Here is a 25,054-nt window from a genome sequence, read left to right on the forward strand (position 1 = left end):
ATCCATCAACATGGCTTCACGACCCTGCGGGAGGGATGGCGGTGCAACCGGGACGTGTGGGGATCGTCGGCCTTGGCATGATCGGGGGATCCCTTGGTCTGGATCTCCAGGCGCGGGGCTGGACGGTGCAGGGGCTCGTGCATCGCCAGGCCACGGCGGATCGCGCCATGGCCCGAGGGCTGGTGGGAGCGGTGTCGACCGATCCCAGCTGCCTCTCGGATTGCGATGTGGTGATCCTGGCATTGCCCATTCCCTTGCTGCTGAATCCACCGGATGAGCTCATTGAGGCCCTGCCTGAGGCAGCGGTGGTCACCGATGTCGGTTCGGTCAAACAGCCTGTGTTGGAGGCTTGGCGCCAGCGGCATCCACGCTTTGTGGCCAGTCACCCCATGGCAGGCACAGCTCAGGCGGGCGTTGAGGCCGGGGTGGTGGATCTGTTCCGTGGTCGCCCTTGGATCGCGACTCCTGATGCGGCAACAGACCCCGCTGCCCTGGCCAAGGTTCGTGATCTGGCCGTCAGTGTGGGTGGCCACTGGCTGACGTCCACCGCGTTTCAGCACGACCAGGCGGTTGCTCTGATTTCCCACATGCCGGTGCTGGTGAGTGCTGCACTGCTGCGGGCCGTGGGCGATGAACGGGATCCGGAGATCCGGCAGCTGGCCATGGTGCTGGCGTCCAGTGGCTTTGCCGACACCAGTCGTGTGGGCGGAGGGAATCCCGAGCTGGGGGTGGCGATGGCCTCCACCAACAGGGATGCGGTGTTACGCGGCTTGGCGGCCTACCGCTGGAGCCTGGAGCAGCTCGAAGATGCTGTGCTTCAGCAAAGCTGGTCTCAGCTCGCGTTGGAACTGCGCCGAACCCAGACCCTGCGCCCGGATTTTTTGAGGGCACCGGGGGAGGTCAGCTCCGAAAGCTGAGCGGTTGTCCCCGCTCGGCCCTGAGCTGACGGCAGGCGTTGAGGGCCGACAGGCTCACTCCCGCTGTGCCCTCGCCTGGATGGAGGCTGTCGCCGCAGAGCCAAAGACCCGGCATGGGCGTTCGTCCTGCCAGGCCGAAGGGGCCGAACCGGCTTGGATGCTGTCCAAGGCCTCCGACCATGCCGTTGGGACGACCCGTCCAGCCGGCGAAGCCCCTTGGTGTTGCCAGTTCAGCGTGCAACCAGGCGTCGTCTTCGAGGGACAGCCAGCGGTTCAGCTCGGCTTGGATCAGCTTGAGCATCCCTATTTTGCGCTGTTGGTACTCCGGCTCCGGCAAGCGGCACCAGTCGCCCGTTGGGGTAAACACGCTGGCAATCAAGGTGGCCTGCCCCTGGGGCGCACGCCCATCGCCCTCGCGGCTGATGGAGACGAACAGAGGCCCCGGGGATGCGCAGCCCCGCTGGAGATGGCCTGGGCAGGGATGTGGGAGTGCATCACGCCGCACCGCTCCGTAGAGCACCAGCGCACCACTCGGTGCATGCAGGTTGTCCAGTCGCTTGCGGTACCCGTTCGGCAGCTGATCCGGTTCGATCAGCTCCAGCAGGCATTGGGGGGGGAGGCTGCAGACCACATCCCGGCTGCTCCGTTGGTGTTCCGCGCCCTTGCCGGTGCTGATCGTCACCTGCCAACCGGATGAGCTGGGCTGCAGCTTGGTGACCCGATGCTGCATCAGCACCGTCCCGCCGTCGCGCTCAATGGCGGCCACCAGCTGATTGCTCAACACCTGCATCGATCCCTCCAGATGCCAGAGCCCGAGTGGTGCTTGGGCCATGTGCAGGACGGTTGCGCCGTACAGCGCCGCCGTGCGATCGGCCGGTTCCTGGGAGTACAGCTTCAGCTGGAGGTCGAGAAAGCGCCGCAGCCGTTGATCGTCACCGCACCCACACAGCCGCAACAGATCGGCAATGGTCAGACCTGTGAACAGTCCCGATGCCAGCGTTGCGGGCCGCAGGGCCCGCAGCAATGTGCCGAGATCCCAGAGGGAACGCGGTGTCACCACGGGGTCTTCGCTGGCGAACTGCCAGTTGCTGGAATGCAACTGGTGGCAAAGGCTCCAGAAGCGGTGGCTGCCTGGAAATTGACGCTCACGTTCAGCGGCCCAGGCTTCCGGGTCATGCCAGAGCGAAATGGGAGGGGAGCCATCGCCCAGGTCGACCACACAACCTGGGTCCAGAAGCTCTGCGCTGGGCAGAGGCATGTTCAGATGCTTAAGCAGTCGCGCATGACTTCCTCCGGGCTCCAACCCAGCCACCTGGGTCGCCCCAACATCGAACACCCATGGACCCCGCCGGAATGTTCCTGCACACCCCCCCGGTTGTTGATGCGCTTCCAGCAGCGTGACGTCGACGCCGTCGCGGGCCAGCAGTGCCGCTGCCGTTAAGCCAGCGATCCCGCCGCCCACCACGATCACGCTGGAATCTCTCACGACGCCCTGAAGAATCAGGCCATGCTGGCAAGCCAGGGGGCCTGCCGAGGATGAACAGCGAACTGCGCCGGGATCTCACCGCGGAGGACGGGCCGTTGGCGGGGGCTGTGATCACGGATGTCTCCCCCGTCGGTGGGGGCTTCATTCATCAGGCCTGGAAGCTTTGCCTCAGTGATGGCCAGCTGTTGTTTGCCAAAAGCGGTGGCGCCAGCGCGCTGCCCCTGTTTGAGGTGGAGGCGGAGGCCCTTGAGACCCTGCATGCCCAAGCCGATGCTTCGTTCCTGGTTGTGCCGCAGCCCATCGCCCTGGCGGCACTGCGCCATGGTGCGGTGCTGTTGTTGCCCTGGTTGGATTGCGGTGGCAACGACCAAACAGCCCTCGGCCGGGGTTTGGCACTACTGCATCAGTCGTCGATGTCTTCCAGCCCTGCTCGTTTCGGCTGGCACCGTGACGGCTTCATTGGCGCTGGACCTCAACTGGGGGGGTGGCGCGATGACTGGGGATCGGCCTTCGTGGAGCTCAGGCTGCGCCCGCAACTGGAAGCCCTTGATGGTTTGCAGCAGGATTCAACGGACCTCAATCCGTTGTTGCTTCGTCTCGCCGAGCATCTGAACGAGCATCAACCACACCCGGCCTTGGTGCACGGTGATCTCTGGGGAGGGAATGCCGCCAGCCTGAGCGATGGACGGGGAAGCATTTTTGATCCCGCCAGCTGGTGGGCTGATCGGGAAGTTGATCTGGCGATGACCAGGCTCTTTGGCGGCTTTGGCGAAGCCTTCAGGTCGGGCTATCGGGACGTGCTGCCCGATGCTCCTGGCGCTGACGGTCGGGTGGAGATTTACAACCTCTACCACCTGCTAAACCACGCCAATTTGTTTGGGGGGAGTTATTTGAGCCAATGCCGAGCCAGTCTCAGAGAACTGGCTCGGCGGTTTTGAGCATCAGCCCAGGTATTCCTTGCGGAGGGTTTGAACACGCTGCACCAGGGCATTGCGCTTGTCGCTGGTGGTGAGGTTCTTCCAGCTCCACTGACCCACCACAACCACGCCGAGCAGTTCAAGCAGCCCCGGAACGATCGGCAGCAGATTGATCGTGTCGAGGATTCCCTTGATCAGGATCTGAGCAATGATCACTGCCGCAAAGATGCCGACGATCTTGCCGATCCGTCCCATCTGACTCCAATCGACCTGGTCGAGGGTGTCGTTCACCTTGCCGAGAACGTCGCTGTAGCGCTCAGCAAAGGAGGTGGTGTCCTCCTGAGAGGGAGCGTCGACGGGTGTCGTCACGGTTGTGGCGGCATCCTTTACTTCAGTGGTGGCGTCACTCATGAGAACGACTAAGTCCTTCACAATTTCAGCTGAGCGTATCGGTGCGACGCGGTCTACGCCATCCGTGCTGCAAATTGATCACCGATGCCACACGGATCTGCGCCGCATTTTGTTGGCGCCCCATCCCGAAGAAGGCTGTGCCTTGCTGCTGGGACAGCGGACGAATTCAGGGTGTTTGAGGGTGACCACGACCTGGCCGTGTTGCAACGTCTGGGGACGGGGGGCGTCAGGCCAGCGGCCCGTTCACGACCGTTGCAGACGGTTTCTGGTGGATCCGAGGGAGCAGTTGGCCGCCCAGCGATGGGCCCGGAATCGCCATCAATATTGTTTAGGCGTGGCTCACTCCCATCCAGCATCCGAGCCCGTGCCCTCGCCCCATGATCGGCAGTGGGGGGAGGCGGAGAGTGTGATGCTGATTCTGTCTGCCTCGCTTGGCCTGCGGGCCTGGTGGCTGCATGGTGACCGCAGCGTGGATGAAATCCCGATTCAGCTCTGGGACACTCACAAAAATGCATGACCAACCGATGCTGAGTGCTGATGAGCGGGGGCGTTACGCCCGCCATCTGATTCTTCCTGAGGTTGGTCCGGCCGGTCAGCTCCGGTTGAAGGAGGCTTCTGTGCTGTGTGTTGGCAGTGGAGGGCTGGGATCTCCCCTGCTGCTGTACCTGGCCGCGGCAGGCGTGGGCCGTATTGGAATCGTGGATGGAGATGTGGTGGAGCTCTCCAATCTCCAGCGCCAGGTGATCTACAGCTCCAGCGGGGTTGGCGGCTCCAAGGCCCGCTCAGCCGCAGCACGGATCCACGACCTCAACCCCCACTGCCAGGTGGAGGTGCATGAACACATGCTGGATGTGGGCAATGCCCTGGACCTCATCGCTGACTACGACCTGGTCTGTGACGGCACCGATAACTTCCCCAGCCGGTATCTGATCAACGACGCCTGTGTGTTGCTTGGCAAGCCCCTGGTCTATGGCTCCGTGCAGCGCTTCGACGGCCAGGTGAGCGTGTTCAACCGCACGCCGACGAGCCCCAATTACCGCGATCTGCTGCCGGAACCACCTCCGCCGGATGCTGTCCCTTCCTGCTCGGAGGCTGGGGTGATGGGTGTGATGCCGGGACTGATCGGTCTGCTTCAGGCCACCGAAGCGATCAAGCTGATCACCGGCATTGGCGAATGCCTGGATGGTCGGCTGCTGGTGGTTGATGCCCTGGCGATGCGATTTCGCGAACTCACCCTCCGCGTTGATCCCGATCGAGCGAAGGTCGAGAGCCTGATTGACTACCGCCAGTTCTGCCGTCCGGCGTCATCGGAGATGGAAGCCATCACTGTCACGGAGCTGAAGGCTCTGCTCGACTCCGCTCCAGACGAGATTGCGCTGGTTGATGTGCGCAATCCTGCTGAAGCAGAGATGGCTTCGATTGAAGGAAGCCACTTGGTTCCGTTGGCCTCGCTGGAGAGTGGAGAGGCGATCGATCGCGTTCGTGCATTGGCAGAGGGACGACGCCTCTTGGTGCACTGCAAGCTTGGGGGGCGCTCTGCGCGTGCCGTTGAGCTGTTGGCTCAGCAGGGCATCGCGGCAACGAATGTGACCGGTGGAATTGATGCCTGGTCACAGCAGGTGGATCCTGCAATCCCTCGCTACTGAATCCGGGGGTTAATAATCCACCCCTCGCTTCAGGTCGACGCCCTGTTCGGCGTAGTGCTTGTGGCACACCATCTCTGAATGGATGCTGGCCAGGTCGAAATAGGCCGGAGGGTTTTTGCAGCGCCCCGTGATGATCACCTCGGTTTCCGCCGGTTTGCGCAGCAGGGTCTGCAGGATCGGTTCGACGGGTAGCAGCTCCAGGTCGACTGTGGGGTTTAACTCATCGAGGATCACGGTCTTGTAGAGGCCGCTTGAGATGGCTGCTCGTGCGATCTCCCAGGCCCGCTCGGCTTCCACGTAATCAATCGGCTCCTGCTGGCCACGCCAGACGATGGCATCGCGGCCTGAGCGGAGGTGGTCCACCAAGTGGGGATAGCTCTCGCGCAGGGCGGCGATGGCTGCATCTTCGGTGTAGCCGCTGCCGCCTTTGAGCCACTGCAGGATCAAGACCCGATGGCTCTTGTCCTGGCTGATGCCCCGCCCGATGGCCTGCAGCGCTTTCCCGAGTGCACTGGTTGATTTGCCTTTGCCTTCACCGGTGTAGATCTCAATGCCGCTGCTCACATTGAGAGGCACCACCCGGTTGTCGTTCATGCCCGGACGGCGATGGGCCCGCATCTCGGAGTGGAGGTCGGCCTCACGCACCAAGGGGGCCGGTGCGGCCCGACCGGTGATGATGATTTCCATCCCCTCCGGTCGGTTGCTCAGGGTGCGGACCACATCCTCCAGGTCCAGGAGACCGAGATCGAGCACAGGATTCAGCTCGTCCAGAACCACCACCGAGTAAAGGGCGCTGGCGATGGCACCCTTCGCAATCACCCAGCCCCGCTGGGCTTCGTCCCGGTCGAATCGCGTGGCTTCCTCGGCGGTGAAGTGATCGGCCCTCCCTGTGCGCAGGTGGTCGATCAGATGGGGGAACCCCTGTTGCAAGGCCTCGATGGCCGCATCCTCGTCGTAGGCCCTGCCTGGGCCTTTGAGGAAGCGCAACAGCAGTACCCGGGTCTGCCGCTGCTCGCAGATGCCGAGTCCAATGGTGCGCAGCACAACCCCAAGGGCTGCCTGGCTTTTGCCCTTGCCCTCGCCGTCATAGATGTGCAGCTGTCCGTGGCTGCGCTCGCGGCTGTCCGCTGCGGTGACAATGCCGATGCTTCGAGGCATGAGGACGGCTCTTACCGTTGGAGCCTACCTAGCTCAACTGGTTTTCCCCGCTGATGTTTCGGTTGCAGGAGCCTTTGGCGGATCGAGAGCGGCAGCTGCTGGCAGACCTGCGGCACTGGATGGCGGCGCAGTCAGCCTTGTGTGTGGCGTACTCCGGTGGGGTCGATAGCACCCTGGTGGCGGCGATGGCCTACGAAGCCAAGGGCGATGCCGCCCTGGCGGTCACTGGGGTTTCTCCCGCCCTGGCGCCGCATCTGTTGCGGGAAGCCCGTAATCAGGCTTCGTGGATCGGCATTGCGCATCGGGAGTGTGCAACGGCTGAGTTGAACGACCCCGACTACAGCAGCAACCCGGTGGATCGCTGCTTTGCCTGTAAGCGTGAACTGCACCACCACCTTCAGCCCATTGCCGCGGCTGCGGGTGATGCCTTGGTGATTGATGGGGTCAATCTCGATGACCTCGGTGATCACCGCCCCGGCATTGACGCGGCACGAGAGGCAGGGGTTCGCTCTCCTCTGGCTGAATTGTCGATCGACAAAGCAGCGATCCGTGCCTTATCCCGGGCCCTCGGCTTTCCCTGGTGGGACAAGCCGGCACAGCCCTGCCTGGCCTCTCGCTTCCCCTACGGCGAAAGCATCAGCGCCGATCGGTTGAAGCGGGTGGGCCAGGCGGAAGCTTGGTTGATCGCCAGGGGATTCAGCACCGTCCGTGTGCGGTCCCACGGTCTCGCCGCACGGATTGAGGTGCCCAGCGAGCAGATTCGCGCTGTGCTCGCGCTTGCGGAGAGCGAACCTCTGGTCGAGGCCTTTCGCTCCCTAGGCTTCACATCCGTCAATCTGGATCTTGAAGGCCTGATCAGCGGAAAGTTGAACCGCCGCTGATAGCGCCTGGGCCGGTTCAGCTTGCGAGCTGGCTCGGCGTTTCCACGGGTTCTCTCACCCCTGTGGCGATGGCTGCCGGCGTTTCTCGCAGAAAGCTCTTCAGCGCATGGCGTTTTGCTTGAAGCTCACTGCAGAAAATGGCGCAGGCCTGTTCCGGCATGGTGTGGTCACCACAGGTGAACACATCAACAGCGGCGTAGCCGGATTCCGGCCAGGTGTGGATGGAAATGTGGGATTCCGCCAGCAGGGCCAGGCCCGTGACGCCCTGGGGTTGAAATTGATGGGTGATCAGGTTCAGCAGCGTCGCACTAGCGCCTTTGGCTGCTGAGGTGATTGTTGTGCGGATGAATGCTTCGTCGTCGAGCCTGCTCGGGTCGCAGTCATAGAGCTCGAGAATGCAGTGTTTGCCGACCATGTCGGTGGCATGAATCTCAGGTGCCCCCCATCCCGGGTTGGGATGCAGTTCAGAGAGGGTCTGCTCCATCAGGCGATGAGAGAAAAATAGGTTCGCCACCTTATCCGATCTTCAGGTCGGGTCTCAGCTCTCTTGCTCCGAGAATTTGGGCCTGCTGCTGCCACCCGCCGCCAAAGCCTTCAAGGTGCGTGGCGCTCACCAGGCATTGATGCGATTCACCCACAGCTTCGAGCAGGAGCTGCTGGCGGGTGGGATCCAGTTCGGCAAGCACGTCATCGAGAAGCAGCAGTGGAGGCTCCCCACACAGCTGGGTCACCAGCTCGAGTTCGGCGAGCTTCAGGCCCAGCACCAGCGACCGCTGCTGGCCGGCTGAACCAAACCGTCTTGCCGGGCTGCCCCCCAGCAGCAGGGCGATCTCATCCCTGTGCGGGCCCACACGGCAGCTGCCAAGACGTTCCTCCTCCTCCCGCTGCTGGCGCAGTTGCTCTTCGATGGCCAGTCGCCAGGGTTCTTCGGCATCCTCACCATCGAGCCGGCTGCCGGGTTTGTAGTGCAGTTCCAAGGTTTCTGTTCCCCCGCTGAGGTGGGTCTGCCAGCGCTGGGCGATCGGTTCCAGCCGATGCAGGGCTCGTTGCCGACGCCGGTGAATCCGGGTGCTCACCAGCGCCATCTGAACGTCAAACGCTTCGAGCAGTGCGTGGCGTTCGCCACTGGAGATCTGCCTCTGGCGCCAGAGCTGGCTGCGTTGTCGCAACAACCGGTTCAGCCGTGCCATCAGATCGGCGTACACCGGCTCAAGCTGCAGCACCACCCGGTCCAGCCACTGGCGGCGTAGGGCGGGTTCACCTCGCACCAGATCAAGATCGAGGGCGCTGAAGCCGATGCAGCGCAGCGGCCCAATCAGGTCGAGCTGCCGATCCAGCAGCTTTCCGTTTCGTCTGGCCTGACGGCCTCCCTGGCGCCGCAGTTCCAGTTCCAGGCGATCCCCATCCCCCACGTCGGCTCGGATCAGGGCCTGGGGTGTGTCCCACTGAATCAGGTCCCGATCATTGCTGCAGCGATGCGAGCGCAGGCTGCCCAGCAGTTCAACTGCTTCGAGCAGGTTGGACTTGCCAATGCCATTGGGGCCGATCACCAGCAGGCGTGGCTGCGTTAGTTCCAGCTGCAGAACGGTGTGGTTCCGGAAGCCCTGCAATTGGAGCCTGTGGAGCCGGATGGATGCTGGGGCGACCAGTGAGTAAGGTACCTGTATCGGGACGGTTGCCGCTCGATATCACTGCGGCTTAACGCCGATCAGTGGGCATGTAGCTCAGTTGGATAGAGCATCAGATTCCGGTTCTGAGGGTCGGGGGTTCGAGTCCCTCCATGCTCGTGTTGATCCTTACGTCTCAGTTCAGGCTGAGGCCCATGGCGCGGATGCCATTGGGATCAATCAGGAAACCTTGCTGTTTGAGTGCCTCCAAGGCAGCTGCAGGGGCCGAGATCGAGAGGCTGCAGCCGGGCAGATCCCGGCGGAGAATCTGCAGGGCACGGTGCACCAGAACGGCAAAAAGAGCCCCCTGGTTTGGTCCGGGTTTGGCGGCCAGGTTCCAAAGATTGGCGTTGAGGGCTAGATCACTGGTGGCCCGCACAAATCCGATCAGTTCCCCTGTTGATTCCTCCAGGATGCTGATCTGCCACAGGCTGCGCTGGAGGGCGAGCTCCCAGCGTTCCTCCGGGTGGGTTGATTCCCCGCAGGACATCAGAAGCGTGTTGAGCTGCTGGGAAGTGGGAGGGGTCGATGTTTCGAGTCTCGTTCCCTCAGGCAAGGGTGGAATCGAGGGTTGTTGAAGGAACGACAGCACTGTGGATCAACCGGTGTTGCGCATGCCGGCGGCAATGCCGTTGAGGGTGAGCAAGGCCCCCCGCAGCAGTTCGCTGCGGCTGTAGGTGCGGGTGTCCTCGGGGGCTCCTGGTGTCTCACTCATGGGGGGTTGCCGGTTCTGATCCCGCAGCCTTTTCAGCAGCGCAACCTGAAGGAAGCCCAGGGGAACGATGGTGCGGTTGCGCAGATCAACCGACAGCTGCAGCCCTTGATCAGCGCCCAGCAATCGGTTTTGGCCTGTGATTTCCAGAACCAGTTTGCGGGTGAGTTCGTATTCCTTGGCGATCACCTGGAAGATCGCTTCAAAGGCTTCCCGCTGTTCGGGGTGCCCCAGGCTGTTCATGTAGTGATGGGCCAGGTCGAGATCCACCTTGGAGAGGGTCATTTCCACCTTGGAAATGAGCATTCGGAAGAATGGCCAACGTTGATGGAGGCGCCGCAGCAGGTCGAGCTGTTCGGAGTCGCCGCCCACTTCTTCCGTGAGCGCCGTGCCGAAGCCAAACCAGCTCGGCAAAAGGAATCGACTTTGAGTCCAGCCGAAGACCCAGGGAATCGCCCGCAGGCTGGAGAGGTCTTTGGCGCCGGTTTTGCGGCGGGCCGGTCGGCTGGAGATCTGCAGTTTGCTGATTTCCTCGATCGGTGTCACCTGCTGGAAAAACGCCACCAGATCAGGGTTGTCGTGAACCAGAGCCCGGTAATGATCCCGTGAGCGGGTGGCAAGACGACTCATCAGCTGATTCCAGCTGGGTGTCGCATCAAGCTGGTTGGTCACCAGGCTGTTCTGCACCACGGCCGTGGTGACGGTCTCCAGGTTGTAGAGCGCCAACTCAGGCAAGCTGTATTTGGAGGCCAGCACTTCACCCTGTTCGGTGATTTTGATCCGGCCCTGCAGCGTGCCGCTGGGTTGGGCCAGGATCGCCTGATAGGCCGGCCCGCCGCCACGACTGACGGATCCACCGCGGCCGTGGAAGAGGCGAAGTGCCACATCCTGGCGGCTGGCGAGTTCCTGAAGGGCGATCTGAGCCTGATGAATCTCCCAGTTGCTGGAGAGGAAGCCGGAATCCTTGTTGCTGTCGGAGTAGCCCAGCATGAGCTCCTGCAGCGGCTGTTTCTGCTGCCCAACAACGGGGAGGAGTTCGCGGTAAAGCGGCGTCTTGAACAGTCCTTCCATCACCTCAGGGGCCCTTTGGAGATCCTCCACGGTTTCGAACAGCGGCACCACCAACAGGGAGGCGCGTTTGTTGGGGGGATCCACCAGGCCTGCCTCCTTGGCCAGCAGCAGAACCTCCAAGAGATCCGATGCCGTGTGGCTCATGGAGATCACGTAGGAGTTGCAGATCCGCGGACCGAACTCCTCCTGGAGACGTTGAAGCATGCGGAACACCGCCAGTGTCTCGGCTGTCGCCGCCGACCAGCTGGCGGCAGGCGGAATCAGGGGGCGACGGGTCTGCAGTTCCTGCAGAAGCCATGCCATCCGCTCCGCTTCATCCATGTCCCCATATGCCTGGGGAAGGTCCAGGTTGCGGGTGAGTTCATCGATGGCATCGCTGTGGCGGGTGCTCTCCTGACGGATGTCGAGGCTGGCCAGCGAGAACCCGAAGATGTGCACCTGGTGCAGCAGCGTGTCGAGCTGTTCGCAGCTCAGTTCGGTGCTGACAAGGCTGTTGCGCACCAATTCCAAATCACTACGGAACTGGTCCACCGAGGTGTAGTGGAGAACCTCAGCGCCGCTCAGCCCGGCCTGGGGATCAGCCAGAGCTTCACAGGGCATCTGCCAGCCCGCTTCCGACAGCTGGTTGTTGCGGGCAAGGGTGCGCTCCAGTTTTTCGAGCACGTAGCAGAGCTTCAGCCGGTAGGGCTCCAGCCGGTATCGCGCTGCCCTGCGCTCGTAGATCTCCGGGAACCGGAGCCGATCCATCTCCAGGGACTCCAGCAGGGACGGAGCCACCTGACTCCACTGCATGGAGATGCTCAGCTGCTGGCGGAGCGACTGCACAGAGCTGATGTAGAGCTCCAGCATCAACTGACGCTGATAACAGGCTGTGCGCCAGGTGATCTCGGGTGTGACCGAGGGATTGCCGTCCCGATCGGAACCCACCCAGGAGCCGAAAGTGCAGAACGACGCCTGGGGGACCTGGACATCGGGGTAGTGGCGATGCAGGGCAGTAATCAGCCTTCTGCGCAGTGTCGGCATCGCGTCAAACAACACCTGCTGGAAGTAGTGCAGGGTTGAATCCACCTCATCGATCACGGTGGGCTTGAACTGGTGGAGTTCATCGGTTCGCCACCACAGGCGGATTTCCTCTTCCAGTTGGCCGCGGCATTCCTCACGCATCTGATGCGCCAGAGGAGCATCGGATTGAAGTTGCTGGAGCAGATTGGCCACCCGGCGGATTTTGTGCCGCACCGTGTGCCGCACGATTTCGGTGGGGTGTGCAGTGAAGACCAGTCGGATGTCCAGTTCCCGCAGCAGGTGCTCCACCTGCGCAGGCGGGACGTTCATCCGTCGCAGCCGCTCGAACACCTCTCCAAAAGTGGCTGGATCGGTTTGATTGGCGAGGGGCGGAGCGAAGGGATCAAAGGCATCCCGATGCGCGGCGTCAGCACTGGGATTGGGCCTGAGGCTGTCGAGATAGCTGTCTTCCTCGATCCGCTGCTCAAGAATGTTGATGAGCTGGAAGTACAGCGAAAAGGCACGGGCCGCTGAGATGGCCTCTGAAAGATCCATGGCCTTGATCAGCTCGACGATCGCCTCGCTCGTGCTGTTGCCGTCCCGCCCTTCCAGAGAGACGGGGTCACTGAGTTGTTTGAGCCTCAGCAGGCGTTCGCTCTGCTCCGGTGGGCACTCACTGCGCAGCACCGACTTCCAGAGATCTTCAATCAGATCCAGACGGTGCTGAAGAAGCTGCCCTGCGCCGGATCCACCACCGCTCATGCGTGCAGTCTCTTGCTCGGAGACAGGGGTGGTGGACTCGGGCATGAAGTCTCCACGCTGCGACGAACTCAACACGATCATCCCAAACAGGCTTCCCCAGTGGAGATCCGTTCCTCCTCTTCCATCCGCTGAATACCTTTCTGAAGCAGGTCTTCGATGGATTGGCCCTGGCCATGGGCCGTTTCCCAGCGCATGGCCTGATTGCCATGAACAAGCAGGGAATCCAAGGGCTTCAAGCAGGCGCTGAGCTGGAGCGATTCGGCCAGGGGAGCCAGCTGATCAAGCAGCTCCATCAGCCAGTCCCTGCAATTGATGGCACGGCCGTCCTGCCAATGCCTGAGTTCAGCATTCAGGCTGGATCGGGCCACGGCGGCGTCGTTGCTGTCGGCCAGTTGGACCAGTTCATCGGCGGAAAGGGAGCTGCTACGAAGCGGATCGAGGCTTTCGATGTTGGTTTTGAGGGCCAGCAGCCTCAGCTCCAGCAGACAGGTGATCGCCAGCAGTTCATCGGGATTGGTGACCAGATCACAAATTCGTAACTCCAACCGGTTGAGGTCGTAGGGGCGCCGAGGACCATTGGGCCGAACGGACGTCCACAGGTGACGCTCGTTGCGCATGCCACCCGTGGCCAGTTGCTCTTCCACCCATTGGATGTAGTGCTCGTGATCCCGGAACAGGGGAACCGCAGGGGGCGTGAGCGGGAATTGATGCCATCGCTGGGAGTGGTGGCTGGTGTTACGCCCATCCAGGAAGGGAGAACTGGCACTCAGGGCGAGCAGCAAAGCCGCTTCGCAGCGCACGAGCCGGACTGCTGCAAACAACCAGTTGAGATCGGTGATCCCGAGGTTGATGTGGATGCTGGCTGTCACGACCCTGGTGCCATACAGCTGTTCAATCAGCGCGTGATAGGCGTTGTCTGGGTCGGAGCGTTCGAATCGGCTGCTGTCGCCCAGGCTCATGGTGCTGCCGGGAAGAAGCGTCAGATCACGCTTCTGCAGCCACTGACGCAGCGTCCGCCGGGGAGCGAGCAGCGCCTCGGGCAGGGCGGCGTAATCCCGGATCGGGTCGGTGACGTATTCGAGGTTGCGACAGTCCGGCTCTGTCACAAAGCCAGGCAGGTCCCTGGCAACGTCGGAGGCGACGCCCACGTTGGCTCCGTTGGTGCGACCGGTGAACAGTTCAACTTCGAAGCCTTTCAGCAGAAGGGGTTGCGCTGTCATTCCGGCGGATTCAGGCATGCCAGTGCGGTCAGCATTCCACGGGCTTTGTTGAGGGTCTCCTCAAACTCCGCCGTTGGCTGTGAATCGGCCACAACACCGGCCCCAGCCTGCACTTTGACCCGGCATCCTCCGCCATCACGGGGTTGCACCACCATGGTGCGGATGGTGATTGCTGTGTTGAGGGCCCCGGCCAGATCAACGGATCCATACACCCCGGAATAGGGGCCACGCGCATCGGGTTCAAGCTCGTGGATGAGTTGCATCGCTCGGATTTTTGGTGCACCGCTGACGGTGCCGGCGGGGAACGCCGCCATCAGCAGATCCCACACATCGTGTGCCGGGCCCAGACGTCCTTCGACTTGGCTGACGATGTGCATCACGTGGGAGTAGCGCTCGATCACCATCAGGTCCTGCACTGCCACGCTTCCGGGCTGACAGACCCTGCCGAGGTCATTGCGGCCTAGATCCACCAGCATCACGTGCTCAGCCCGTTCCTTGGGATCGGCCAGCAGGTCAGCTTCCAGCTCGCGGTCCTCCAGGGGCGTGGCGCCGCGAGGGCGTGTTCCGGCGATGGGTCGCAGGCTGGCGTGGATGCCATCAGCAGCCGGTTCGGCTTGAACCATCACTTCCGGACTGGAGCCAATCAGTTGCCAGTCCCCGAAATCGAAGAACGCCATGTATGGCGATGGATTCACCATCCGCAGACTGCGGTACAGCTCTAGGGGTGATTGAGGGACCTCCGTCTCCAGGCGCTGACTGATCACCAGTTGGAACACATCGCCGGCTGCGATGTGTTCCTTGGCGGTGTCTACGGCGGCTTCGAATTCATCGCGGCTGCGGTTGGAGCGCACAGCGGGAAGCTCTTTGCTTCTCGCGTCCCAGGTCAGTGGTTTGACGGCGGGCAGAGGTGCGTTCATCCGTTGGCGCAAGGCCTCGATCCGTCCGATGGCGGTCTCCCAGGCCTGCTCCTCATCCACCCTGTTGGAGAGGTCGCCGAAGGCGACGGCGGTGATCTGTCGTTTCACCTGATCAAAGATCAGGATCGCGTCCATCAACATCCAGATCCCATCCGGGGGATCGGCCGCAACACGGGGGTGGACTGCGACGGTGGGTTCGATCCACTGGATCAGTTCGTAGCCCCAAACGCCGTACAGCTGTCCCAGGGGAGGGAGGCCCGGCAGGTTGACGCAGGAGTACGGCGCGAGGCAGTCGCGCAGGGATTCGAACGGGTTACCGCTGAACTGCTCTTCACGACCGTCACGCCAGGTGCGCGTCAGACAATCGTTCCGCGCCGATGCCGTCCAGAGAGGATCGCAGGCGATCACACTCCAACGCCCGAGGGTTTCACCACCTTCGACAGATTCCAGCAGCACGCCTGGAGGCCTTCCGTCGCCCACCTTGATCCAGGTGGTGAGGGGTGTTTCAAGATCTGCAGGCCAACTCTGAGCCAGAGGAATCAGGTTGGCACCACTGCAAACAGCCTGATGAAAGGCGTCGCGATCGGGACTGAACATGACCTGATCATCGCAGCCGAGACCCGGAGATCATGACCTCCGGGCGACCGTTTTGAGAGATCAGGCGTCGAAGGTGTTGCGGCCGCTGAACTTGATGTTGGCCGGGTTGACGTTCTGGCCAATGCGACGGGGGTTGTGGCCCACCATGGGACGACCTTCGTTCACCTTCTCGGAGAACACGCCATCCTTGGGATGCAGGAATTCGGTGTCACCACCGGGGTAGATCCGGTAGATCTTGTAGTCCTCAATCCGGGGCTTAAACTTCGTGCGCAGCTGAGTGCCGAGGGCGAGGCACTGTTCTTTGCGAGCGAAATACATCAGGTTTTCACCTGAATTCATCAGAGCGGCACCACCGGTGGGCAGCTCAAAGGCCTGCTCTGTCTTGCTGGTCCAGGTGATTGCGTATTTCTCTTCAGTCTCCGCTGAATTCAGAAGCCCGCCAGTGCTGGCGATGTGCTGGGGAAGTTGACCGTTCAACGCCGTTGCTGCCATGGCTGAAAGAATCCACAAGAGCCGTTATGGCTGGAAAGTAGCACCGTCGTTGGGGCCTGTTTTGACCTCCGAAAGCAAGCTTCACACCCGTCAACAAACCCATCACTCTCCGGGCGTATGCACCGGGAAAAAAACGGTGATGTCGCGGTCGCGCTTGGGCTGATAGCGGCCCCCCAGGCTGGCCATCATCTGGCGGGTCGCATCCTGGCTTAACTGCAGGCTGCCGGTGCTGGGATCCCAGCTGAGGACGGTCCCCACGTTTTCGCGCTGGGGCTCCGAGCCGGCCTCTGTGGCCTGGCTCCTGTCGGGATGCTCCACATGCAGCTGAAGCTTTACCCGCGGACCTGCTGCCTGGAGGTGAAGCGTGAGCTGACTTCCTGAGGGGAGCCCCCTGGTGCTGCGGTCGATCAGACCCCCCAGCATCGGTTCCAGTCGCCGGGAATCACTCAGGATCGCGGGCAGGTCAGCGCTGAGATCCAGCTCCAAGGCGATCCCGCGACGGTCCAGCTGCTCCGTCCAGCTGGGCGCAAGGGCGCTCAGCATGGCTTGCAAATCAGTGCGGGCCAGATTGGCCTCGTTGGGCTCCCGTTGCAGTTCAGCGGCATGGAAGATCAGGCCAAAGCGATCGATCTGCTCGCTGCATTCCACATCGATCTGCCGCAAGCGATTCACAACGACATCAGCCAGATCCTTCCGCCGCAGCAGAGAGCGGATCAATGTTCGGATCGTGGCCAGAGGGGTTCGCACCTCATGGGTGATCGCTTCCAGTAAATTCAGATCTCCATGGCTCGGAGCTTCCGGTGGGCGCTCAGCCTGGATGGGTTGCAGCATCAGCCCAGGGGCTGTGCCGGTGAGCCGCTCGGTGAGACGGGGCCAGAACTGTTCTGACCAGGCTGCATTGCTCTGCAGGGAGCCGATCGATTCGAGCGCTTTGCGCAGCTGCTCGGCCTGCGCTGGTGACTGGTGCTCCAGCCGACCCCCCAGCTGCACCAGAACATCACTGAGCGTTGCCGGGTCGCAACGCATCAGCAGCTGACGCTTCTGGGCCGGCCCATGCAGCGCAAGGGCCACCTGGACCTCAGGCGTGATCACTAGTAGCAGTGGGTCATCCCCGTCGTCGGGGCCCAGGGACAAGCGTTGGAATCCCCGCAGGGAACCGGGCTCATCGCTGCTGGACCGTCCCGGCAGTGCTGTTGGATGCGGACTCAGTTGATCCAGTTGATCCGGAGCCCACACCCATCCCTGCAGATGTTGGAGCAACTCCGGTTCATAGAGAGCCGGCAGGGGGGCAGCCAGCCAGATTCCGCGTTCCAGGCCGCGCTCAAGCAGGTCCTGTTGCAGGGTTTCCAGAGCAGCCCACCAAAGCCGCCGAACACCAATCTCATCGCAGCGGCCCTGGGGCACGTCTTGCGCCAGCCGTTGCCGCAGGGCGGTGAAGGAGGGCCCGGTCAACGGAGTTGCGCCAAGGAGCGACGGCTTTGCCGGACCACCGACAGGCAGAGGCCGAGCGCGATGAAGTTCACCACCATGGCTGAGCGCCCATAACTAAGGAAGGGCAGGGGGATCCCTGTGACGGGGCCGAGGCCGATGGTCATGAAGATGTTGACCACCACCTGGAACATCAGCATCGTGCCGATCCCGATCACCACCAGTGATTCGAAGTCGGTACGGGCATTGCGCGCGATCTGGAGCAACCGCGCCATCAACGCTGCAAAGCCAAGAACCACCAGAAGACAGCCAACAAAACCGGTTTCCTCGCCCAGGGCGCTGAAGATGAAATCGGTGTGCTGTTCAGGAATGAAACGGAGTTTGGTCAGTTGGCCTTGAAGAAGACCTGTGCCTAAGACGCCGCCTGAACCGATGCCCACAGTGCTCTGGAGCAGGTGATAGCCCCCGCCCAATGGATCCTGACTGGGGTCGAGGAACAGCACCAAACGGTCCCGTTGATAGTCCTTCAAACCATGCATCCAGAGCCATGGCGTCACAGCAGCCATGGCGCCATGGATCGCCAGGGTTGCTGTGGCTGCCAGACGTTTCCATGGCAGGGAGCGGTACGCGAGAACTCCCATTAATAGGATCCAGAGGGCCATGGCCCAGGGGAGAAGGCCTGAGAGCAGGGCTGTCACCAGCGGTGACAACAACAAAATCACCCACTCGACCGGCATCCCAGACCAATAGAGCATCGTGAGCATTAGGGCTCCGAACACAAGCGATGTGCCGAGATCAGGCTGGATGAACACCAGCAGCCAAGGCACCGCAATCACCCCCAGCGGGCGCATCAGATCAATCGGTCGCTCCACCGGGTGTCGCGACAACACCGCTGCCACGAGCAGGATCGCCGCGATCTTGGCGAATTCCGATGGCTGGACATGAACCCCGCCAATGCTGATCCAGCGTTGGGCACCCAGCGCTGTGGTTCCAATCACGCGCACCGCTATGAGGCTTATCAGCGTAAGGGCGTAGACGGGAACCAACAGGGGCCGGAGACGCTGCAGCGGCAGCCGTTCCAACCCCAGCGCCAGCAGCACACCGAAGGCCGCGGTGATCCAGTGGTGATACCAGTCGGCATAGTCCGCCTGGCGTTGGGTGCTGGCGATCAGCACCCCGGCGATGGCGATCATCCCGAGCGGAACACCCCAGAGCACCCACTCCCGGTGCGATCTGCGGCGGTCACGTCGGCTGAACATCGTCAGACGGTCTGAGTGACGGCCTTGAGCACGGCCTCAGCAAGGCCCTTAAACTCGGCGGCGCTGGCGGAGTCGCTGCGGTTGATCACGATCGGTCGTCCCGTGTCACCGCCTTCCTGCACTGGCATCTCCATGGGGATCTGAGCCAGCAAGGGAACGTCATAGTCCGAGGCGAGTTGGGCACCGCCGCCACTGCCGAAGAGGGCATAGCGGCAGTCGGGACGGTCTGGGGGAATGAAGGCGCTCATGTTCTCCACCACGCCGAGGACAGGAATGCCCATCTGCCGGAACATGGCAAGACCCCTTCGCGCATCCTGCAGCGACACCTGCTGGGGGGTGGTCACGATCACAACGCCGGCCATCGGCACCGCCTGGGCCAGAGAGAGCTGTGCATCACCGGTGCCCGGCGGCAGGTCAACGATGAGGACGTCCCGCTCACCCCATTCGGCCTGGTAGAGGAACTGCCGAATGATGCCGTTGAGCATCGGGCCGCGCCAGATCACAGGCTGGTGATCGTCGATCAGCAGACCCATCGACACCATGGCGATGCCGCAGGTCTCGATCGGGACGATCCGCTGTTGATCGCCGCTGCCCTGCACCTCCGGTGTTTGGTCAGCGACGCCCAGCATGGTTGGTGCGTTCGGCCCGTAAATATCGGCGTCCAGAAGTCCTACCCGCAGCCCGGTCTGGGCGAGGGCGCAGGCCAGATTGACGGCGACGGTGCTCTTGCCGACGCCGCCTTTGCCGCTGCTCACCGCAATCACCTGGCGAACGCCGGGGATCGACTGGCGTTCTGCCGGCTGACCATGGCCGGCTTGGCCGATACCACCCTGGCTTGGAGGTTGGCCGATCTCGATTTGCACGTCTTCAATGCCGTCGAGCGCCATCAGAGCGCCCCGTGCTTCGGCCACGATGCGGTCACGCTGGCTTTGGGCGAAGCCTGGGAGGCTGAGGCGAAACACAGCCCGCGGCGGGGTGATGCGGATCTGTTCGATCCAGCCGAGCTCCAGGGCCGTTTTGCCACTGCCGGCATCTTTGACTTGCTGGAGGGCTTTGTTGGCCTGCTCGACCGGGGTCATCCGTTTCAACAAGGTAAGCCGGATCCTAGGGGCGCCGCCCGTGACAGTCCCTGACGGATGCTTGTCCAGGCCTGGGGTGACCTGGTTAGGTTTCGATGTCTTCAGTCTCTGACACATGGTCCGCTCCCTGATTCGCCGCGTCCTCGGACGCCAGGACGTGGGTGTCAGCAACGCTCCCCTTGAGCTGCCCCCAAGCGATTCCAGAGAGCGGGCTCGGGCGATGGTGATGGGGCTGCAGGATCAAATCTGTGCAGGCCTGGAAGCCCTCGACGGTGAAGGTCGCTTCGTTGAGGAGAGTTGGGTGCGGCATGAAGGGGGTGGGGGGCGCTCCCGGGTGATGCGTGAGGGCCGCGTCTTTGAACAGGGCGGCGTGAATTTCTCCGAAGTTCAAGGCGAAGAACTGCCCCCGTCGATCCTCAAGCAGCGTCCAGAGGCGAAGGGGCATCCCTGGTTCGCCACCGGAACCTCGATGGTTCTGCATCCGCGCAACCCCTACATCCCGACGGTTCACCTCAACTACCGCTACTTCGAGGCTGGCCCGGTGTGGTGGTTCGGCGGCGGTGCCGACCTGACGCCGTACTACCCGTTTCTCGACGACGCCCGTCATTTCCATCGCACCCATCAGGCGGCCTGTGATTCGGTTCACCCGGATCTGCACAAGGTGTTCAAGCCCTGGTGCGATGAATACTTCTATTTGAAGCACCGCGGTGAAACCCGCGGCGTCGGCGGCATCTTCTACGACTACCAAGATGCCAACGGCACCCTCTACAAGGGTCAGGATCCCTCCGGTCCTGCGGCTCAGGTGTCCGCCAGCTTGGGAGCTCGGCCGCTGAGTTGGGAGCAGCTGTTCTCCTTGGGGCAGGCCAACGGCAGAGCCTTCCTTCCCGCCTACGCCCCCATCGTGGAGAAGCGTCATCCGATGGCCTATGGCGATCGCGAGAGGGATTTTCAACTCTATCGACGGGGCCGATATGTGGAGTTCAACCTGGTCTGGGACCGCGGCACGATCTTCGGTCTGCAGACCAATGGACGCACGGAATCGATCCTGATGTCTCTGCCCCCGCTGGTGCGTTGGGAGTACGGCTACACCGCAGAGGCCGGATCACGGGAAGCCCTGCTGACCGAACTGTTCACCAAGCCTCAGGACTGGCTGGGTGATGCCTCGCTGGATGAGCGCTGCCGACCCCATGGAGCGATCAATTAACTGACGCCTTGAACGAGCGCGTTCACCACGCGCTCGGCCAGGCAGTTCACCGTGTGCTCCCTTGAGCTCGGATCCCTCAGTTTCGTCTCGAGGGGAGGTTCAAGCATGGCGATTTCGAGAATTCCGATGCCGCGACGCGGACCGCCAAGGCCTCCGCGGAACAGGCGTGGGTATCGCCCAAATGCCAGGGCCAGGCTTTCATCGGCGACATTCAGTTCACGCACATTGGCGAGCACTGGAATCAGGCCGGAGCCGAAGCCATGGGGCCGGTAGGCATCGAAATGGATCTCCAACACATATTCACCACGCTCCGAAAAGACCTTGGCCTTCGACCAGTTGGTGGCAGGGTCGTCGTCGTTCGAGATGCTGATTGACGGCGGGGTGTAGGCGCGGATATTCAAGCCACGGGCTTGGCCTTGGCTCACCACTGCGGCCTGAACCTGGCGGTTCCAGAACAGCTCATCGCGAATGCCCGGTTGCATCGGCGCTCGCTTCTGCTGATCCACGGCATATCCAGGGGTTCCTGGACTGGCGGTGCCCTGGGAGTCGGCATGTCCTGCCATGACGACGATTGGCAGGTTGCTCTGCACAGGGCTTCGCCCAACCCAGCTCCCGGGTTTCTTTGTGCGTGGGCCGAGCAGGGGATCTGGTGTGGCGGGCTCAGGACAGGGCTCCGGCGGTTCCGGTGCGGGTTGCTCTGCTGGTTCGTTGCTGGGCTCGGCTGTGCCAAGCCAGTTGTGCTGTTCCGCAGCCTTGGTCATCGCCAGGGTTGCCAGTGACAGGCCTGTGATGGCAAGCCCTGAGGCAACGCGACGCCGTCGCATCCAGCCCGGCAAATGCATGGTTCAGATGGGGGAGGAGAGCAGGGATCCATCACTGGCGAGTTGCAGGGTCTCAGCCAGTTCCAGTTCGATGGCGATCAGTTCGTCCCGATGAGCCCTCAGACGAATGGCGCTGCCGTCTCCCTCGGTAGCAGGAAGGAGTTGCAGTTCAAGGGCTTCTGTGCGAGCGGCCCGCCGGGTGTAAACAGCTCCCGCCAGAGGACCGAGGCCGATCAGCAGCAGAGGCCACCAGTGCAGTTGGGGTGCCAGCTGACGCAGGACCAGACCGAAGCAGGCGGAGCCAATGGCCGCCAGCACTGACAGCAAGATTGCAAGGGGTTGGCTGGAGGCCACCTTCCCCTTGAAGCGGAGCACCTGGCGCTCAGCGTCGCCGCCATCTCGGCTCCAGCCGCGGTCTTCCAGCCAAGTGCTGAGCCCGTCAAGAACGGTGATGGGGGGTTGGGGGGACATCACGTCCACCACTGTGGTTCGGTCCTTGCTGGCTGCACGCAGAAAGAAAACCAGACCAATTGCCAGCAGAACAGTCAGCAGGAGGGTGGATTGGAATCCTGCAGGCATGGCATCCCGACTGTGTTCAACCTTTTTAAGCCTTGCGCCGGCTGAATCGCTTAGTTCAAGGCGAACCGGTGGGAGTCCAGCCAGCTGCGCCAGGGCTGCATTAGTCGCTCGGCTTCGCCGCGTGCATCGGATTCAAGGTGCAGCATGCGCCGTGGCCGTCCGCGACTTGGGCAGCGTTGGGTGTAACTGCTGATCGAGCCATGTTGCTCAAGGAACTCCAGCGCCTGTTGCAGAACGGTTTCAGAAAGCCGCAGTTGTGGCTCCTCCCGGATCAGTTTCTGCAGGAGTCCGGAGGGGTAGTTGTCGTCTTTGAGCAAGCACTCGAGGATCCAGCAGACAGCCAGCTCGAGATCGAGGAATTGCGGCGGCGGTTGATGGAAGTACTGCTCGATGTCTGCCAGACAGGTGCGCGAAGGCTTTCTGCGAGAGAACACAGGCGCGGGACAACTGCATCAATCAAAAGCGATCTCATTTCAAGATTCAAGAGGAGAGTCTTGAGACTTGCTGTGGAGGTGATTGGCCACACTGGCCCTATCCCTTCCTGAAGCCATGGCTGAGAAGTCGTCATCCCCAGCGGAATTCGCGGTCTTTGATCGCGATCTCGATGCAGCTTGGACGGAGCGCTACCTGCAGTCCCCGCGGCTTGCCGTTGATACCGAAGCGATGGGGCTGATTCATGGGCGTGATCGGCTTTGCCTGGTTCAGATCGCCGACGCCGAGGACCGTGTGGCCTGTGTCCGCATTGGCCTGGGCCAGACCGAGGCACCAAATCTCAAGCGCCTGTTTGAGGCGCCCACGGTGGAGAAGGTGTTTCACTTCGCCCGTTTCGATGTGGCTGCGCTTGCTGCCGGTTTGAGCATCGAAGTGAACCCCGTGTTCTGCACCAAGGTCGGCAGTCGGCTCGGCCGCACGTACACCCCCCGCCATGGCCTTAAGGATCTGGTGATGGAATTGGTCGGCGTTGAGCTGGACAAGGGCGCCCAGAGCAGTGACTGGGGCCGGGTGGACGAACTTACGGATGCCCAGTTGGCCTACGCCGCCAACGATGTGCGCTATTTGCTGCCAGCCCGCGAGCGCCTGGAGCAAATGTTGCGGCGGGAAGGGCGTTGGGATCTGGCACAACGCTGCTTTCAATGCGTTCCGGTGGTTGCCGAGCTTGATCGGCTGCGCTTTCACCAGATCTTTGAGCACTGAGGCTGGAGCTCAGTCTTCCAGAATGAAGTTGCCGTCGCCTTCGCTGTTCTCAAGCAACGCGTCCAGCTGACGAGCGTGGTCACCGTTGTCCTTGTCGAGGGCGGCCAGCATGGATTCAGCCATTGCTCGCCGTCCTTCCACATCGCGATGACCTTCTCGGGCCGCGGCCTGTTCCACCTGGCGCCGGGCACTGGCCAGGCTGATGCTCAGTCGACTCGCCAACTGGGCACAAAGTTTGACGAGGGTGGGGTCTTGAATCGCGGCCATCGCAACCAACCGGGGATCTTCAGTATCCGTTGAAGCGATCCAGGATCAGGCGTGCCAGCTGATCGCTCCCCCCTGCTGGCCCCATCCGCTGCGACCCGATCCGTCCCAGATGGGAGCGGAGTTCCGGTTCAGCCAGAAGCACTTCGAGCCGTCTAGTGAGCTCGGATTCATCAGAGCAGGGACGAACCGCTCCCCCCAACAGGCGGCTCTGACGGCGGGCGAAGCCTGGCTTGAACTGCGGTCCTGGTCCAGGCAGGGACAAGGCCGGAATGCCCAGCCCAACCAGTTGTTCCGTCGCCGTTCCGGCGTTGGCGATGCCGGCTTCTGCCCAGCCGGCCCATTGGTCAAAGCAACCTCGCCCGATCAGGACCAGACAGGCTCCTTTCACCCAGCAGGCTTCGGCACCCAGTAGGTCCGAAGGCGGAAGGCTGCGTCGAAACCCCAGTTGCTCAAGACTGTCGCTCAGAACCTCTGCATCGGGTTGGGCGCCCACGGCCACGAGCAGTGCCATCGGCACACGGCCGGTCAGCGCCATGGCACTGCGAACCAACCGCTGCAGGTTTCGCTGGGCCTCCGGCATGCGACTTCCGCAGAGCAGGAGCACTCGGCGGCAGCGTTCCAGGGCCGATGGCAGCGGTTGGATCTGGAGCCCATCCATCATCGGATTTCCCGGTGCAAGGGCGCCCACGCCCTTGCGCTGCAAGCCACGGGCTGTGAGCCGATCACGCATGGCCACCAGTTGACAGCGGCGTGAGCGCATCAGGCGCCATTCCCAGGGATCCCACTCACTGCCCTTGAGCCGGTGGTAGCAGTCGCTTTTGGCCCCTCCAGGACCACTGAGCCAGGTGTAGTCGCTTTTGGGAGTGCCGATGAAGCCGAAGGGAGCGCCACTGCTCCAGGCCATCAGCAGTGGCAGTAAATCGCCAACGGCAACGATGGGTTGGCGCTCATGGCCCAGGCGGCACACCAAGCGCCATTGACTCCAACTCAGACTGGGGAGTCCAGCCCTGACGTCTGCCAGCAGACCTCTCAGGCTTTGGTTGCTGAAGCCACCGCTGGGCAGGGCCGCTTTCGGCCCCAGGCATGTCAACCATCCCTGCTGAACCGCAGAATCAAAGACCCGGCCGGCGCCCACCAAAGGGAGCACGGTCAGGGGGCGTCGCGGTGCGCGCCGATGCACGGCCTGGATGATCCGCAGGGTGATCATGTCTTCGCCGTGGCCGTTGCAGAGAAACAGCAGAGAGCCAGGGCCATGGCTGATACGATCCCCTGATGGGGACAGCTGTTCCCGGGCGGCGGCATGGCCAAGTGGTAAGGCAGAGGATTGCAAATCCTTTATCCCCAGTTCGAATCTGGGTGCCGCCTTT

25 protein-coding genes and 2 tRNA genes are annotated in these 25,054 nt (G+C 62.4%); 9 read left to right on the top strand and 18 right to left on the bottom strand.

All coding sequences use genetic code 11. The features are described 5' to 3' along the window. Positions 1–35: 35 nt before the first annotated feature. Positions 36–917, top strand: a complete 882-nt coding sequence (locus tag SYNCC9605_RS01935; protein WP_041434351.1) for a prephenate/arogenate dehydrogenase — start codon at positions 36–38, stop codon at positions 915–917. Here the strand turns inward: SYNCC9605_RS01935 and crtD are convergent. Beyond that, positions 901–2,403, bottom strand: coding sequence for a C-3',4' desaturase CrtD (crtD, locus tag SYNCC9605_RS01940; RefSeq protein ID WP_011363399.1), 1,503 nt, complete (start codon positions 2,401–2,403; stop codon positions 901–903). The two genes, SYNCC9605_RS01935 and crtD, sit on opposite strands and share 17 nt — an antisense overlap. 50 nt (positions 2,404–2,453) lie before the next feature. On the opposite strand from crtD, the gene SYNCC9605_RS01945 reads away from it, so the two are divergent. After that, positions 2,454–3,341, top strand: coding sequence for a fructosamine kinase family protein (locus SYNCC9605_RS01945; protein ID WP_011363400.1), 888 nt, complete (start codon positions 2,454–2,456; stop codon positions 3,339–3,341). A 3-nt stretch (positions 3,342–3,344) separates the two neighbouring features. Here the strand turns inward: SYNCC9605_RS01945 and SYNCC9605_RS01950 are convergent, their stop codons facing one another. Further along, entirely contained in the window at positions 3,345–3,731 is a 387-nt protein-coding gene (locus tag SYNCC9605_RS01950; protein ID WP_011363401.1) for a CAAD domain-containing protein, read from the bottom strand. On the opposite strand from SYNCC9605_RS01950, the gene SYNCC9605_RS01955 reads away from it, so the two are divergent. Together SYNCC9605_RS01955 and moeB are read left to right on the top strand one after the other, a co-directional pair. After that, positions 3,730–4,248, top strand: a complete 519-nt coding sequence (locus tag SYNCC9605_RS01955; RefSeq protein ID WP_049749405.1) for a M67 family metallopeptidase — start codon at positions 3,730–3,732, stop codon at positions 4,246–4,248. The two genes, SYNCC9605_RS01950 and SYNCC9605_RS01955, sit on opposite strands and share 2 nt — an antisense overlap. Beyond that, a complete protein-coding gene (gene moeB / locus SYNCC9605_RS01960; RefSeq protein WP_011363403.1) occupies positions 4,241–5,377 on the top strand; it encodes a molybdopterin-synthase adenylyltransferase MoeB in 1,137 nt (378 codons plus the stop codon). The genes SYNCC9605_RS01955 and moeB overlap by 8 nt, the downstream gene beginning before the upstream one ends. A gap of 9 nt (positions 5,378–5,386) precedes the next feature. Here moeB and SYNCC9605_RS01965 read toward each other — a convergent pair whose 3' ends face one another. After that, positions 5,387–6,535, bottom strand: a complete 1,149-nt coding sequence (locus tag SYNCC9605_RS01965; RefSeq protein WP_011363404.1) for a cob(I)yrinic acid a,c-diamide adenosyltransferase — start codon at positions 6,533–6,535, stop codon at positions 5,387–5,389. A gap of 53 nt (positions 6,536–6,588) precedes the next feature. On the opposite strand from SYNCC9605_RS01965, the gene larE reads away from it, so the two are divergent. Further along, the gene (gene larE / locus SYNCC9605_RS01970) at positions 6,589–7,416 is read left to right on the top strand and encodes an ATP-dependent sacrificial sulfur transferase LarE (RefSeq protein WP_011363405.1); all 828 of its coding nucleotides are present in this window, start codon (positions 6,589–6,591) and stop codon (positions 7,414–7,416) included. A gap of 16 nt (positions 7,417–7,432) precedes the next feature. Here larE and speD read toward each other — a convergent pair whose 3' ends face one another. Both speD and recF read right to left on the bottom strand, forming a co-directional pair. Next, the gene (speD, locus tag SYNCC9605_RS01975; RefSeq protein ID WP_011363406.1) at positions 7,433–7,900 is read right to left on the bottom strand and encodes an adenosylmethionine decarboxylase; all 468 of its coding nucleotides are present in this window, start codon (positions 7,898–7,900) and stop codon (positions 7,433–7,435) included. A 31-nt stretch (positions 7,901–7,931) separates the two neighbouring features. Next, positions 7,932–9,047, bottom strand: coding sequence for a DNA replication/repair protein RecF (gene recF, locus SYNCC9605_RS01980; RefSeq protein WP_071812992.1), 1,116 nt, complete (start codon positions 9,045–9,047; stop codon positions 7,932–7,934). Between the two features lie 82 nt (positions 9,048–9,129). On the opposite strand from recF, the gene SYNCC9605_RS01985 reads away from it, so the two are divergent. Next, positions 9,130–9,203: transfer RNA gene (locus tag SYNCC9605_RS01985), tRNA-Arg, on the top strand. 16 nt (positions 9,204–9,219) lie between these two features. Here the strand turns inward: SYNCC9605_RS01985 and SYNCC9605_RS01990 are convergent. The 8 genes from SYNCC9605_RS01990 to SYNCC9605_RS02025 all read right to left on the bottom strand — a co-directional run bounded on the left by SYNCC9605_RS01990 (position 9,220) and on the right by SYNCC9605_RS02025 (position 19,622). Beyond that, the gene (locus SYNCC9605_RS01990; RefSeq protein ID WP_011363408.1) at positions 9,220–9,675 is read right to left on the bottom strand and encodes a hypothetical protein; all 456 of its coding nucleotides are present in this window, start codon (positions 9,673–9,675) and stop codon (positions 9,220–9,222) included. Between the two features lie 6 nt (positions 9,676–9,681). After that, positions 9,682–12,675: a phosphoenolpyruvate carboxylase gene (gene ppc / locus SYNCC9605_RS01995; RefSeq protein ID WP_011363409.1), complete on the bottom strand. Its 2,994-nt coding sequence runs from the start codon at positions 12,673–12,675 to the stop codon at positions 9,682–9,684. Positions 12,676–12,707: 32 nt separating this feature from the next. After that, positions 12,708–13,868, bottom strand: coding sequence for a glutamate--cysteine ligase (gene gshA / locus SYNCC9605_RS02000; RefSeq protein WP_011363410.1), 1,161 nt, complete (start codon positions 13,866–13,868; stop codon positions 12,708–12,710). Continuing rightward, positions 13,847–15,364: an anthranilate synthase component I gene (locus SYNCC9605_RS02005; protein WP_011363411.1), complete on the bottom strand. Its 1,518-nt coding sequence runs from the start codon at positions 15,362–15,364 to the stop codon at positions 13,847–13,849. Before SYNCC9605_RS02005 ends, gshA begins: the two co-directional genes overlap by 22 nt. Positions 15,365–15,424: 60 nt before the next feature. Further along, entirely contained in the window at positions 15,425–15,856 is a 432-nt protein-coding gene (locus SYNCC9605_RS02010) for a photosystem I reaction center subunit II PsaD (protein WP_011363412.1), read from the bottom strand. A gap of 102 nt (positions 15,857–15,958) precedes the next feature. Beyond that, positions 15,959–17,308 (bottom strand): sensor histidine kinase, encoded by a 1,350-nt coding sequence (locus SYNCC9605_RS02015; protein WP_011363413.1) that lies wholly within the window; start codon positions 17,306–17,308, stop codon positions 15,959–15,961. Further along, a complete protein-coding gene (rodA, locus tag SYNCC9605_RS02020; protein WP_011363414.1) occupies positions 17,305–18,543 on the bottom strand; it encodes a rod shape-determining protein RodA in 1,239 nt (412 codons plus the stop codon). The genes SYNCC9605_RS02015 and rodA overlap by 4 nt, the downstream gene beginning before the upstream one ends. A 2-nt stretch (positions 18,544–18,545) precedes the next feature. Next, positions 18,546–19,622, bottom strand: coding sequence for an Mrp/NBP35 family ATP-binding protein (locus SYNCC9605_RS02025; RefSeq protein ID WP_011363415.1), 1,077 nt, complete (start codon positions 19,620–19,622; stop codon positions 18,546–18,548). A gap of 115 nt (positions 19,623–19,737) precedes the next feature. On the opposite strand from SYNCC9605_RS02025, the gene hemF reads away from it, so the two are divergent. Next, positions 19,738–20,826 carry an oxygen-dependent coproporphyrinogen oxidase gene (hemF, locus tag SYNCC9605_RS02030; protein WP_011363416.1) on the top strand — a complete coding sequence of 363 codons (1,089 nt, stop codon included), beginning with the start codon at positions 19,738–19,740 and terminating at the stop codon, positions 20,824–20,826. Here hemF and SYNCC9605_RS02035 read toward each other — a convergent pair. From SYNCC9605_RS02035 to SYNCC9605_RS02045, 3 genes are read right to left on the bottom strand one after another with little or no spacing between them, the layout of a single operon-like run. Next, entirely contained in the window at positions 20,823–21,668 is an 846-nt protein-coding gene (locus tag SYNCC9605_RS02035) for a hypothetical protein (RefSeq protein ID WP_011363417.1), read from the bottom strand. The two genes, hemF and SYNCC9605_RS02035, sit on opposite strands and share 4 nt — an antisense overlap. Positions 21,669–21,671: 3 nt before the next feature. After that, the gene (locus SYNCC9605_RS02040; RefSeq protein WP_011363418.1) at positions 21,672–22,226 is read right to left on the bottom strand and encodes a cofactor assembly of complex C subunit B; all 555 of its coding nucleotides are present in this window, start codon (positions 22,224–22,226) and stop codon (positions 21,672–21,674) included. Positions 22,227–22,276: 50 nt separating this feature from the next. Then, on the bottom strand, positions 22,277–22,660 hold the full coding sequence (locus SYNCC9605_RS02045; protein WP_011363419.1) for a helix-turn-helix transcriptional regulator: 384 nt from the start codon (positions 22,658–22,660) through the stop codon (positions 22,277–22,279). A gap of 115 nt (positions 22,661–22,775) precedes the next feature. On the opposite strand from SYNCC9605_RS02045, the gene SYNCC9605_RS02050 reads away from it, so the two are divergent. Continuing rightward, a complete protein-coding gene (locus tag SYNCC9605_RS02050) occupies positions 22,776–23,420 on the top strand; it encodes a ribonuclease D (RefSeq protein WP_011363420.1) in 645 nt (214 codons plus the stop codon). Between the two features lie 9 nt (positions 23,421–23,429). Here SYNCC9605_RS02050 and SYNCC9605_RS02055 read toward each other — a convergent pair whose 3' ends face one another. Continuing rightward, on the bottom strand, positions 23,430–23,687 hold the full coding sequence (locus SYNCC9605_RS02055) for a hypothetical protein (protein WP_011363421.1): 258 nt from the start codon (positions 23,685–23,687) through the stop codon (positions 23,430–23,432). Positions 23,688–23,706: 19 nt separating this feature from the next. Continuing rightward, a complete protein-coding gene (locus SYNCC9605_RS02060; protein WP_041435401.1) occupies positions 23,707–24,927 on the bottom strand; it encodes a lipid-A-disaccharide synthase-related protein in 1,221 nt (406 codons plus the stop codon). 54 nt (positions 24,928–24,981) lie between these two features. Between SYNCC9605_RS02060 and SYNCC9605_RS02065 the strand changes: the two genes are divergently transcribed. Beyond that, positions 24,982–25,052 (top strand) — tRNA-Cys (locus SYNCC9605_RS02065). Positions 25,053–25,054: the final 2 nt, after the last annotated feature.

Origin of the sequence: Synechococcus sp. CC9605 (assembly GCF_000012625.1) — a bacterium.
GTDB lineage: Bacteria > Cyanobacteriota > Cyanobacteriia > PCC-6307 > Cyanobiaceae > Parasynechococcus.

Bases quoted from the DNA above. Each gene is read 5' to 3' on its own strand.
- SYNCC9605_RS01935 (WP_041434351.1), top strand. From the start codon at position 36: ATGGCGGTGCAACCGGGACGTGTGGGGATCGTCGGCCTTGGCATGATC.
- SYNCC9605_RS01945 (WP_011363400.1), top strand. From the start codon at position 2,454: ATGAACAGCGAACTGCGCCGGGATCTCACCGCGGAGGACGGGCCGTTG.
- SYNCC9605_RS01955 (WP_049749405.1), top strand. From the start codon at position 3,730: ATGAGAACGACTAAGTCCTTCACAATTTCAGCTGAGCGTATCGGTGCG.
- SYNCC9605_RS01950 (WP_011363401.1), bottom strand. From the start codon at position 3,731: ATGAGTGACGCCACCACTGAAGTAAAGGATGCCGCCACAACCGTGACG.
- moeB (WP_011363403.1), top strand. From the start codon at position 4,241: ATGCATGACCAACCGATGCTGAGTGCTGATGAGCGGGGGCGTTACGCC.
- SYNCC9605_RS01965 (WP_011363404.1), bottom strand. From the start codon at position 6,535: ATGCCTCGAAGCATCGGCATTGTCACCGCAGCGGACAGCCGCGAGCGC.
- larE (WP_011363405.1), top strand. From the start codon at position 6,589: ATGTTTCGGTTGCAGGAGCCTTTGGCGGATCGAGAGCGGCAGCTGCTG.
- speD (WP_011363406.1), bottom strand. From the start codon at position 7,900: ATGGAGCAGACCCTCTCTGAACTGCATCCCAACCCGGGATGGGGGGCA.
- ppc (WP_011363409.1), bottom strand. From the start codon at position 12,675: ATGCCCGAGTCCACCACCCCTGTCTCCGAGCAAGAGACTGCACGCATG.
- gshA (WP_011363410.1), bottom strand. From the start codon at position 13,868: ATGCCTGAATCCGCCGGAATGACAGCGCAACCCCTTCTGCTGAAAGGC.
- SYNCC9605_RS02005 (WP_011363411.1), bottom strand. From the start codon at position 15,364: ATGTTCAGTCCCGATCGCGACGCCTTTCATCAGGCTGTTTGCAGTGGT.
- SYNCC9605_RS02010 (WP_011363412.1), bottom strand. From the start codon at position 15,856: ATGGCAGCAACGGCGTTGAACGGTCAACTTCCCCAGCACATCGCCAGC.
- rodA (WP_011363414.1), bottom strand. From the start codon at position 18,543: ATGTTCAGCCGACGTGACCGCCGCAGATCGCACCGGGAGTGGGTGCTC.
- SYNCC9605_RS02025 (WP_011363415.1), bottom strand. From the start codon at position 19,622: ATGACCCCGGTCGAGCAGGCCAACAAAGCCCTCCAGCAAGTCAAAGAT.
- hemF (WP_011363416.1), top strand. From the start codon at position 19,738: ATGGTCCGCTCCCTGATTCGCCGCGTCCTCGGACGCCAGGACGTGGGT.
- SYNCC9605_RS02035 (WP_011363417.1), bottom strand. From the start codon at position 21,668: ATGCATTTGCCGGGCTGGATGCGACGGCGTCGCGTTGCCTCAGGGCTT.
- SYNCC9605_RS02040 (WP_011363418.1), bottom strand. From the start codon at position 22,226: ATGCCTGCAGGATTCCAATCCACCCTCCTGCTGACTGTTCTGCTGGCA.
- SYNCC9605_RS02050 (WP_011363420.1), top strand. From the start codon at position 22,776: ATGGCTGAGAAGTCGTCATCCCCAGCGGAATTCGCGGTCTTTGATCGC.
- SYNCC9605_RS02055 (WP_011363421.1), bottom strand. From the start codon at position 23,687: ATGGCCGCGATTCAAGACCCCACCCTCGTCAAACTTTGTGCCCAGTTG.